This window comes from Nocardia jejuensis NBRC 103114 (genome assembly GCF_001613145.1).
GTDB lineage: Bacteria > Actinomycetota > Actinomycetes > Mycobacteriales > Mycobacteriaceae > Nocardia > Nocardia jejuensis.
On record NZ_BDBU01000073.1, the window covers coordinates 17,778 to 27,115 of the forward strand.

The 9,338-nt window shown below is 65.1% G+C and carries 11 protein-coding genes; 1 reads left to right on the forward strand and 10 read right to left on the reverse strand.

The window, feature by feature from the left end:
- Positions 1-26: 26 nt before the first annotated feature.
- The 9 genes from NJ1_RS36460 to NJ1_RS36500 all read right to left on the reverse strand — a co-directional run bounded on the left by NJ1_RS36460 (position 27) and on the right by NJ1_RS36500 (position 6,906).
- Positions 27-2,033, reverse strand: coding sequence for a P-loop NTPase family protein (locus NJ1_RS36460; RefSeq protein ID WP_067704493.1), 2,007 nt, complete (start codon positions 2,031-2,033; stop codon positions 27-29).
- A complete protein-coding gene (locus NJ1_RS36465; RefSeq protein WP_067704495.1) occupies positions 2,030-3,100 on the reverse strand; it encodes a hypothetical protein in 1,071 nt (356 codons plus the stop codon). The genes NJ1_RS36460 and NJ1_RS36465 overlap by 4 nt, the downstream gene beginning before the upstream one ends.
- A complete protein-coding gene (locus NJ1_RS36470) occupies positions 3,097-3,990 on the reverse strand; it encodes a helix-turn-helix domain-containing protein (RefSeq protein ID WP_157574608.1) in 894 nt (297 codons plus the stop codon). The genes NJ1_RS36465 and NJ1_RS36470 overlap by 4 nt, the downstream gene beginning before the upstream one ends.
- A 38-nt stretch (positions 3,991-4,028) precedes the next feature.
- Positions 4,029-4,364: a hypothetical protein gene (locus tag NJ1_RS36475; protein ID WP_067704501.1), complete on the reverse strand. Its 336-nt coding sequence runs from the start codon at positions 4,362-4,364 to the stop codon at positions 4,029-4,031.
- A complete protein-coding gene (locus NJ1_RS36480; RefSeq protein WP_157574610.1) occupies positions 4,361-5,203 on the reverse strand; it encodes a hypothetical protein in 843 nt (280 codons plus the stop codon). Before NJ1_RS36480 ends, NJ1_RS36475 begins: the two co-directional genes overlap by 4 nt.
- A gap of 3 nt (positions 5,204-5,206) precedes the next feature.
- Positions 5,207-5,902 carry a hypothetical protein gene (locus NJ1_RS36485; RefSeq protein WP_067704504.1) on the reverse strand — a complete coding sequence of 232 codons (696 nt, stop codon included), beginning with the start codon at positions 5,900-5,902 and terminating at the stop codon, positions 5,207-5,209.
- Complete coding sequence (locus NJ1_RS36490) at positions 5,899-6,240, reverse strand: hypothetical protein (protein WP_067704506.1); 342 nt, start codon at positions 6,238-6,240, stop codon at positions 5,899-5,901. The genes NJ1_RS36485 and NJ1_RS36490 overlap by 4 nt, the downstream gene beginning before the upstream one ends.
- Positions 6,237-6,512: a hypothetical protein gene (locus tag NJ1_RS36495; RefSeq protein ID WP_157574612.1), complete on the reverse strand. Its 276-nt coding sequence runs from the start codon at positions 6,510-6,512 to the stop codon at positions 6,237-6,239. The genes NJ1_RS36490 and NJ1_RS36495 overlap by 4 nt, the downstream gene beginning before the upstream one ends.
- 154 nt (positions 6,513-6,666) lie before the next feature.
- Positions 6,667-6,906 carry a MerR family transcriptional regulator gene (locus NJ1_RS36500; protein WP_067704512.1) on the reverse strand — a complete coding sequence of 80 codons (240 nt, stop codon included), beginning with the start codon at positions 6,904-6,906 and terminating at the stop codon, positions 6,667-6,669.
- A 196-nt stretch (positions 6,907-7,102) separates the two neighbouring features.
- Here NJ1_RS36500 and NJ1_RS36505 point away from each other — a divergent pair, with 196 nt between their 5' ends.
- On the forward strand, positions 7,103-7,813 hold the full coding sequence (locus NJ1_RS36505) for a creatininase family protein (RefSeq protein WP_067704515.1): 711 nt from the start codon (positions 7,103-7,105) through the stop codon (positions 7,811-7,813).
- Position 7,814: 1 nt separating this feature from the next.
- On the opposite strand, the gene NJ1_RS36510 is transcribed toward NJ1_RS36505, so the two are convergent.
- Positions 7,815-9,101, reverse strand: coding sequence for an NsdA family TPR-like regulatory protein (locus NJ1_RS36510; protein WP_157574614.1), 1,287 nt, complete (start codon positions 9,099-9,101; stop codon positions 7,815-7,817).
- Positions 9,102-9,338: the final 237 nt, after the last annotated feature.

The following is a 9,338-nucleotide window of genomic DNA, read 5'->3' on the forward strand; positions in this document are numbered from 1 at the left end:
TCCAATCAGATTCGTGGCTGATGAGGTCAGGCGGTGGCGGGGGCGGAATCGTCGCCCAGCGCTGGGGTGGCGCGTTTCGTGGGCGCGGTGCCGGGCAGCGGGGTGTGGACGGACCTGTCCAGCAGCACGACGCGGCCGAAGCGGGCGTGGCCGCGTTTGAAGTACACGAAGTCGCCGGTGTCGAACTGGCGGACCCGGTCGGGGTCCACGAGCCATTTCTCACCGACCGAGACCTGGCCTTCGTCGCCGTGGCGCTGGCCTTTGATCAGGTGCCGGGACGGGAGCATGACCGGGATGGACCCGGCGTGTTTGCACAGTTCGCCCGCGTTTTCCATGTAGCCCAGCAGCACTCCGCCGGCGCATGTCTTGAGCAGGCGTCCCAACGCCCACCCGTCGGCGGCGATCGATTCCGGGGACTGGCCGCAGAACACCATGGCGATCTTCTGGGACCGTCCGCGTTCGGCGATGTCCTCGATGCCGATCGACCCCTTCTTCGTGGTCAGGGCCGAGAGTTCGTCGATGAACAGGATCACGCTGCGCCGCAGGTCTTTCGCGGTACGCCCAGCCCGTTCCATCAGCAAGCGCAGGGTGGTGGCGACCTGGGCGCGGGCGGCGTCCTTGTCCAAGGCGGGGACGGTCATGAACAGCACGTCGAGATCGTCGATGTCGTGGCCACCGTCGAAGACCATGCGCCCGTGGGTGTCTTTGAGGTCTTCGAACACGTTGGTGCACTTGATCAGTGCGTCATCGAGCTGGGCGACTTTCTCTGCCTGCATCGCGTCGATCTGGCGCACCACGTCGGAGGCGTTGTTCCAGATGTCCTTGAGCTTGTCCGGGTCTAGGCGCTCCAGGAGTTCGTGGTGGTTGCGTGGCGGCCCGATCGGGGCGTCGACCACCAGCGAGGCGATACGGGTCTGCATCCCCTCGAAGTGCTGGCCTTCCGCGGTGCTGGCCTCGGCGGTCGCTGCCAGCAGGGCCGCGATCATGGCGCGCAGCTGCCGCGGTGGGGTCTTTTCCCAGATGTCGAGGGTGTCCATGCCTTCCCCGACCAGAGCGATACGTTCGGGGGCGATGCCGCGCGCGAGCATGGACTCGCGCAGACTCTTCCCGAGTTCGACGTCGTCTTGCCCGCCTTTGCACGAGATCATCACCAGCAACGGCCGCGAATGCTTGCCCGCCATCCCGGGCACGGCGGACCATTTCTGCCAGGCCCGCCACTCGTAATCGAACAAGCCAGTGGAGAAGGTGCAGATCAGCTCGGTCTTACCGCTGCCGGTAGCGCCGAACAGCGCTACCTGCTTCCTGGTGTCGGCATGGGAGATCGCCAGCCACGGTTCGTGACGACGGGCCAGAGACCGCCACATGCCCGGAGATTTGTGGGTGACGGTGTCGGCGTGGGTGCCCAGCACGATGTCGTGCCCGCGGTGCAGGGGCGCACCGTGTTTCGCCGCCCGCGCCGCGCTCTGGTGGCGTCGCGCGGTCAGCGAATCCTGCACTCGTTTGGTGCGGCGCAGCGACTTCAAACCGACCGTGTCGGTCTTGATCAGGAAGTGCGCCCACCACAGCGACGCGGCCAGCATCGTCGCGGGCAGCCCGAGCACCAGCATCATCGACAGCCCGTCCAGCTCGCCGCCGGTCAGGTGCTCGGACCCGTCCCACAGCAGGCTCCACGGCGTGGACCAGGACCCGCCCGCCAGCGCCGACACCAGGGGCAAAGCCCAAGCGGCGGCGGCGAAGTTCCGCAGCCGGTGCGGCTCCAGCGGCCGTGTCGCGGCCACCGCGACGATCAGCACGAGCATCGCGGTCAGCACCGCCCCACACACCAGCGCGGTTTCGGCGGCGTGGCCCGCGCCGGCGAGATCGGTTCCGCCCCAGTGGGTTACCGGGTCAGTGATCTGGTGCACTGCGGGTGGGAGTCCGGGCGGGGCTTCGGGGGTGATCGGCGGGAACAGCGACCCGTCGGTCGGCGGTGCGAGAGTGGTGGGGTCGCCGCAGTCGGTGGGGGTGATCAGGGGCTGGCAGTCGTTGCTCATGATGCTTCCTGGGAGATCTCGAAGGTGTTGCGGTGCTTCGCTTTCGCGGCGCGGGCCTCGTGGCGGCGGGTGATGAACGCGGTCCAGTCCTTGTCGAAGTCGCGTACATGCAGCTCCAGCGGGAGGGCTTGCAGTTCGGCGGGGAGCCGGTTCAGCGCGTCGCCGACGTTCTTGCGCACCGCGGGGGTGCGGCACAGATACAGCAGCCCGACCATCGAGTACGGGCCCGCGTCCCGGGCGGCGCGGATCGCGCCGTGCAACGCGATGTCCATGTAGCGGGGATCTTTGACGCTCAGTTCCACTTCCAGCGCCCACCAGCCGTGCGTGCCCTGCACGACTCCGAGGAAATGTCCGTCATGCAGGTGCGGGCGACCTGGCATCGGCGTCAATCCCGTGCTGAACTCCAATATCGCTGCGCCGCGGCGGTTCTGGGCCTCGGCCTTGGCGGCGATCGTGGCCTGATGGCGTAGGACACGCTCGGACACGAACAGGGCCGGATCCGATCCGACGAGCATGATTCGGGCTTGGGCTTGGGCGCGGTAGTGCTCGGCGTGGGTGATCGGTGGTGCCCAGTCGGCGGGTCGCCAGTTCAGGTAGCGGGCGGCCACGTCGCGGCGCGGGTACACCCACGCCCGGCCGAGCTGTACCTTCTTCAGCGGGAACACCAGCCGTTTGGCGATCAGTTCCGACACGATCGCGTACGTGCTGTTGAGTCCGATGTTCAGGAATTCGGCCAGCACATCGACCTGCATGCCGTGCATGTGCGACACCCCGGCCAGCACCTCAGACTGGCGTTCGGTGACCGTGTCACGTCGGCGAGCGGGAAGCACCCGGCCCAGTGACCCGATTGGCACACCCAACTCCGCCGCGATTTCCCGAGTCCGGAAGCCCTGGCCGCGCAACGTTTCCGCCTCGCCCAACACGATCTCGACCTGGTGCAGAGTGACCCCGAGCATCTCCCGGATCTGGGTGTAGGTCAGGTCGCGGGCGCGCAGTCCATCGATGATCTGGACACGGTGACGACGCTCCAGAGCGGCGAGGCGGTCGTTCTTCTTGTTGTGGTTCATCGTGTTCGCTCCAATCCCCGTCGGCGTGGACGCGCTCGACGCGCGGCGATATCGGTGCGGGCTCGCGCCGCTACGGCATTCATGGCCTCGAACTCGGTGTCCGAGTACAGGTCCGGAGTCGATGGCTCAGCCCGTTCGGCGGCGGCGAGAGTGCGATCGCGCTCGACCAGGCGCACGGTGATCCCGAGTCGCGCGGCGATCTGCGCCCGGGTGAGTCCACCGGCGGTGAGGTTCGCGACTTGCTCACGCCGCTCATCCCGGCTCGATGCCGAGGTCCAGCGGGCCCGCGTCGGGCGGCCGTTCGGGTCGTCCAGGGTGTTCTCGTCCCACTCCATCGGCAGCGGCCACCGATGCCGGTCCCCCAACGCACGCGCCTGTTTCGAGGGGCCCGGGATCAGCTGCAACCGGTCGAACATGTCCTTGACCGCTCGCTCCCGCATCGCGTTGATCTGCTGCGGGGTAGCGCCGTGGTCGGTGAGGTGACCCATCAACGCCCGGATCGTGTGATGGTTCAGCGAGGACGCACCCAGCTCTCGTGCCAGTTGGGTTGCTGGGTAGCCCGAGGCCACCAGCGCTTGAAAGCGGCGGCGCGCCCCCAGGATCGGGACCAGCGCGTTCTCGGTCGTGACCTCAGCGGCACGTTCGGGGACCGGGACCGCCAGCACCGCGTCGTGCAACCGAGACGACACCCGGGCGTCCGGGCCTGCGGCCATGATCCGGCTCAGCGCGGGCTGGCTGATCCCGGCCAGCTTGGCCAGCTGGTTCGCGTTCACCCCGGCCGCGCGCATCGCCTCGACATGCCCGCGGACCTCGGTCGCCGGAACGCGTGGCTTCCACCGCCCGTATGCCTTCTGACGAGTCCGGTAGGCCGCGTAATGCGTCGGGCACATGCCACGGCCCGGTTCCTGGTCGGGGGTGCACGCGCAACTCATCGCGACCGCCGCCAATCGCGGGAATCGACCGGCGCTGATTCGGGAACGGGTTCACCGTGTGCGCGGTGGTCGGCTGCGGAACGCCGCTGCCGCCGTTGCGTGTCGTAATACACGCGGGTCGCGGCGATCAGATCGTCGTGCACCGACTCCTCGACCTCGTGCCAATACTGTTGTTTGGCCACTTCTGCCGCGCAGTCTCGGAACCCCTTGCGCCGTTCGGTATCGATCGCGGCATTCAGCATGTCCGAGAGCAGCGCGCGTATCTGGCTCAGGCGCTGCTCTTCCTGGCGCAAGGCAACGAGGTGGGCGGGTTCATGGCGCGGAGTGCTCATTTGGGCTCCGGGAAGTTCTCGGCAGTGAACCCACCCTTGGGGCGCTGCAACTTGGTCACCGCACGCCCACGCCGCCACAGATTCCACGCCGAGACGATCAACCCGATCTGGTCGCGGTCACTGGTGCGCACCCGTGTCGAGCGCAGCGAATCCAGGCGTTCGCGCAGCGCGAGGATCGGGGAATCGAATTGCAGGCCCGCGCCCGAATCCCACAGGCGCACGAACTCGTTCGCCGCGGCGGCGTCGATCTCCGCCAGCCGGACCGCGACCGCGCACGCCACCGCGGGGCGGGCCTTCAACCGCTTCGCGACACCGGTGAACCGGTCGGTGATCGCCACCAGTTCCGGGTAGGCGGTGGCGAATTCGACGACCTTGGTGGTCGAGATCGACGCCCGGTTGTCTCCGAACAGGTTCCCTTCGAGCCACACCATGTACACGCGCAGTGCTGCGGCGACCAACGTCATGTTGTGGCTGGTGATCCCGCTGATGGTGAGCTGATCACTCGGGGTGCGCCGGGCGCCCTGATCCATCGTGACCTGGGTGTCCGGAGACAATCCGCGCACGACCAGCAGCGCGAAGCTCATCCCGCTGGTGCGGGCGATCGCGTGCAGGCGGTGCTGTCCGTCCAGGAGTTCACCGTCGGGACCGAATTTGATCGCTTCGCCGTTGAAAAGCCAACGGCCCGAGACCATGTCGTCGTAGTACTGCTGCACCCGCGACTGGCGGATAGGCCGGTTGTTGGGGTTGCGTTCGAGCCAGTTACGCGCCAACGCGCTGTCCACGTGAATGACCTGGCTACTCATCGGGGTGTCCGGTTGTTCGGGGTCCACAAGATGCATGACTCATCCCTCCTCGGGACGATCGGAAGAATCGGGAAGGCGATCGATGACCGCTTGCAAGGCATCCCGTGCACGCAGCAGGTCACTGCGGAACCGGTGCGCGAGTTGATCGGCGTGCCGTTCGAACCGCTCGTCGGCGGCGATCCGCGCCAGCGCGTCGGTCTTCTTCAGCAGGTCGGCGCGGGCGGTGTCGAATGAATCGGTGAGCGGGCGACGGCGACGCGGGGACGCTGGGGCTTCGTCCTGGTCCGACTGCTCCTCGGCCGAGTCAGGCACGGTGATCGTGTCGCGGTCAACGGGTTTGGGCTGGTACTGCTTGCCGTCTAAACCGACCACCGAGTCACGTGATCCATTTGGATCACCTGACAGCTCCGCGATGCCGCGTTGGACTGTGCCGTACCCGAGTCCTGTCGCGGCGGCGATAGCGCGGGTGCTCATCCCGCTCTCCCGCAGCGACTCCACGACCTGCGAACGCTCTTCGCGCGGGATCCGCAACCGTGCCCCATCGAACTCGACCGAGCAGTACGCGTCCCAGCTGTCGTACTCCAGCACCGTCCACACCCGGCACGCGTACGCGTGGGTGACCAGTGCCCAGACCTGCTCGACACCGCGACGAATGTTCTCGGTCAGCTCGCGCGCCTCATCAAGGGACGGCAACGGAACCTGCTGGTGCACTTCGAGAGTGGAATCGACGCTCATCGCGATCGCCTCCGATCCGGTGCGGCGGGCACGCCCGCAGCGGTGACCTCCAGAGCGGTGGACCAAGCGCGCGCTGCCGGTAGTGACGCGGCGCCGCGGGCGATCGGTTCCGGGGCGGGGTGTTGGGCACGGGGATGGTCGAAGCGGTCCAGGACCGCCGCCGGCGTGAGGCGCTCGTGCGGCGCGGTGAGCGAATGCAGCTGCTCACGGTCAAGGGCGTCATCCAGCGCCGAGGACAGTTGCGCGAGCTTGGCGTCCCGCTCGGCGAGCGTGCGGCGCAGGCGCTCGTTCTCCGCCTCCAGTACGGCCTTGGGGCCCAGGATCGATGCCCAGTTCATCGCGGCACCCCCACCGAAATCGGCGGGACCGCTGTGACGTGGACGCAATCGATCCGCGAAACTTCCTCCGCGCGGCACACATTCGGCGACGGAGCCTGACGAGGACTGCCCTGACCGAGCATCAACCCGGCCACCACACCGAATCCGAACACCACCGCGATCGCGGCGAACACCAGCCGGGCCCGCAGCGACGCCGCATACACGTCCGGATCGACATGGGCGGAGTTCTGGGGTGACCCAATGCTGTAGCGGGCGAAATCTGCGTGGTTCATCTTCGCCACCCCCGCCGAGATGCGAAGCCAACGAACAAGCGCAAGCCGTACACCACAGCTGCCACACCGAACAGCAGGCTTAACACGAATCCAGGAGCGCTCAGAAACGCCAAGGCGCCCGCCGCAGCGGCGGTCAACAGCAGCGTCCCCCGGTTCACGACGCAGCCGCCTTACCTGCCACAGGCTTTGCGAGCTGGTGAAGCTCAATACGGTCGATCCGTTTAAGCCTCGGGCCGACCTCCCAGAGGGTCAGCAGCCCCAGGTACACCCAGTTGCGAATAGTCCGATCGGAAACACGGCACGCGACGGCCGCTTCTTGGATGGTGATTAGGTTCTCGATGTTCATGTCGGCCGAGGGCCGTTGAACCCGCAGTGACTTTCTCTGCGCTGCCATCTGGTTCGACTCCTTTGAGTACGTTGCGGAAACCGTTGGTACTCAGGAGAACTCAGTCCCTACCCCCGGCATCAGGGCGCGTTAGGGGCGCTCCGGAGCTCAAGGGGCGCTTGCGTCACTCCCCGAGCGCCCCCCGAAGGTTGGCGAGCGCCCGACTCGGAGCTACACACGAAGGTCGAGCGCGTATGTTGGTCAGGTGAAGGATCTGCTGACGACCGCAACATCCGCAGAGGTGGCCGACCTTGATTCACGCGTTGCAGTTCTGCCTATCGGCAGCTTCGAACAACACGGCAGATATCACCCTCTGACAACGGACACAGTCATTGCCTGTGCGATCTCAAAGCGCTTGGCAGAGGACTTTGACCTCTTCCTGCTCCCGCCGATCACCTTCTCCTGCTCACACGAGCACGCGGCTTTCCCCGGCACCGTGAGCATCAGCGCCTCAACCCTCACAGCACTGATTCAGGACATCGTCGGCTCACTTCAGGCTTCAGGGGTGTCCAAGCTCGTCGTAGTGAACGGACACGGCGGCAACTACGTGTTGCAGAACGTGGTTCAAGAGGCAAACGCCGGCGGTGTTCAAACTGCACTCTTCCCGGGCCGCGGCGACTGGGAATCTGCGCGTGCCATGTCTGGCATGCGAACCGATGGCCACGAAGACATGCATGCAGGGGAGCTTGAAACTTCGATACTTCTCCACACCGCACCGGAACTGCTCCGCGACGGGTACAGAACTGCTGACTGGCGCGCAGACGACCGGCCGTTCCTGCTGATGTCAGGAATGCAGGAGTACACGGATAGCGGCGTTATCGGTTTCCCTTCGCTGGGAACCGCCGAGAAGGGAGCACGAGCGCTCGAATCGCTCGCCGAGTCCTTCAAAGAGCATTTGCGGCGCCTAACGCGTTAGCTCACACCAAACCGATGACCGCCTGGTCGAAATCATTGGACATCACAGTTCGCACTGGGCGAAGTTGCTTCGACAGCTGCCTTAAAACTTCGAGAGCTCGGGCTGAGGGCGCGGACCTAATCAGATTGGCCGCCTCGACTCCAGATCTAGCAGCAGCATCAAACTCACCGACACCAAAGTATGCCGAGGCAAGGCGGGCCGTGCACAGTCCTCGGTCTCGGCGTTGAGCTGCGGGCCAATCATCGAGCGCCATCGAATAAGTCTCAACCGCACGCTGTGGCTGGCCAAGCCGAAGCCAGCTTTGAGCGGCCTCCATCTCGATGTATGAAGGCGTGCAGTACAGGGCCAACGACCCAGGTCCCGACTCGTCAATAGACAAGACTTGCTCCATGGCTTGATCGAGCGCCTGCCTGCATTCATCCTCTTCCGCAGTCATCGCGTAAGCGTTTGCCAGCTGACGCAGAGCTACGGCGCGTAACTCCGGCGCGATCTCATGCCAGCCACGGAGTGCAGCATTGGCCAGTCCAAGTCCCTGCGCCGCGTACCCGCTCTCTGTCGCGATATTGCTACGCCGCTGAAGGATGTACGACCTCAGGTTCGGGTCATACAACTCCTCCGCATAGTCCATGGCCCTGTTAGTCCAATAGAGCGCGCACCGAAGATCGCCGGAATCTTGGTAGAGCCAGCCTGCGAACTCGCAGAATCTTGCTCCAACTTCAAGTAGCGCCGGTCGGATCGCACCGCGGGCCTTACCGCATAGGTCCTGAACAAGCTGAAGTTCGCCTTGGAGGGTTCCCACGACGTATCTAGGACCAGAGAGGGCATCCATGCGAGCGTGGGCGTCCAGCATTGAGGTCAGATGCGTCACAAACGTAGGGTCCACGGACTCGAACGGCAAGGAGATTGCATCCAAGCGAACTTCTGGCAATCGCCCCAGTTCGACGTTCGAACTGTGCTGAGGCTCGTCCGGATATCCGATGTCCGATGCGGAAAGTGACCGTCCAGCGGCAATGCTGAGCACGGCAACGAGCACATCGCAAGTTCGCTGCTTGGGCCGACCCGTCTGACCGGACAGATATCGGGCGATGTTTGTGTGCTTGAGGGAAACAACCGCACCACCGTCCTGCGAGCTGTACTCCAGCATGCGACGAGCCAGGCCCTTGCTGGTGACGCCAAGGTCAGACATGAGCCCAGCGAGCTGAACATTGGGCTGAGCAGCAGAAACGCGAGGCGAACCGCCTGATCCATGATTCGACAACAAAAGTGTTTGAATGTCGTTGTGCGACATAGGATTCTCCCCGAGAGCCCGGCGTTTCCGCCCGTTTCCACAGACTACCGCTTCAGGCCGACTCTCGTGGGGCAGACGCTCAAGAATTTGGGGCAGAAAATGGGGCAGCCACGGTTCTACTAGCTTCCGGAGGATGCGAGTTGATACAGTACTTTTCCGGGTTGAAAACGCCGTTTGATCAGTCAGTTTATGGCTTATCTTTCCTGTTACGAGTGCTGAGTGATACGTGAGGTCTGA

Excerpts from the sequence above, each read along its gene's own strand:
- NJ1_RS36460 (WP_067704493.1), bottom strand. The coding sequence starts at position 2,033 with ATGAGCAACGACTGCCAGCCCCTGATCACCCCCACCGACTGCGGCGAC.
- NJ1_RS36465 (WP_067704495.1), bottom strand. The coding sequence starts at position 3,100 with ATGAACCACAACAAGAAGAACGACCGCCTCGCCGCTCTGGAGCGTCGT.
- NJ1_RS36470 (WP_157574608.1), bottom strand. The coding sequence starts at position 3,990 with ATGTGCCCGACGCATTACGCGGCCTACCGGACTCGTCAGAAGGCATAC.
- NJ1_RS36475 (WP_067704501.1), bottom strand. The coding sequence starts at position 4,364 with ATGAGCACTCCGCGCCATGAACCCGCCCACCTCGTTGCCTTGCGCCAG.
- NJ1_RS36480 (WP_157574610.1), bottom strand. The coding sequence starts at position 5,203 with ATGCATCTTGTGGACCCCGAACAACCGGACACCCCGATGAGTAGCCAG.
- NJ1_RS36485 (WP_067704504.1), bottom strand. The coding sequence starts at position 5,902 with ATGAGCGTCGATTCCACTCTCGAAGTGCACCAGCAGGTTCCGTTGCCG.
- NJ1_RS36490 (WP_067704506.1), bottom strand. The coding sequence starts at position 6,240 with ATGAACTGGGCATCGATCCTGGGCCCCAAGGCCGTACTGGAGGCGGAG.
- NJ1_RS36495 (WP_157574612.1), bottom strand. The coding sequence starts at position 6,512 with ATGAACCACGCAGATTTCGCCCGCTACAGCATTGGGTCACCCCAGAAC.
- NJ1_RS36500 (WP_067704512.1), bottom strand. The coding sequence starts at position 6,906 with ATGGCAGCGCAGAGAAAGTCACTGCGGGTTCAACGGCCCTCGGCCGAC.
- NJ1_RS36510 (WP_157574614.1), bottom strand. The coding sequence starts at position 9,101 with ATGTCGCACAACGACATTCAAACACTTTTGTTGTCGAATCATGGATCA.